1 pseudogene is annotated in these 259 nt (G+C 35.5%); it reads right to left on the bottom strand.

The features are described 5' to 3' along the window. Window positions 1-259: pseudogene (locus AC23ME_RS21120) on the bottom strand (cell division protein FtsZ); the annotation flags it as partial.

Here is a 259-nt window from a genome sequence, read left to right on the forward strand (position 1 = left end):
ATATAATCTGTAATGATCGACACCTCATCCATAGTTAACTCTTTAACACCATAACTGATGTTTAAAAGGATATATCTTGCACCTTCAATCTCATTATCTTTTAATAATGGATATGCTAATGCACCTTCTACTGCAGCTAAAGCACGGTTATCGCCATCGGCAGCATAACTACCCAAGATACAAACACCACTTTCGTTCATTACAGTTTTCACATCTTTAAAATCGACGTTGATAAAACATGGAACAGTAATGATCTCTG

Source organism: Pedobacter sp. T50_32, assembly GCF_057652195.1.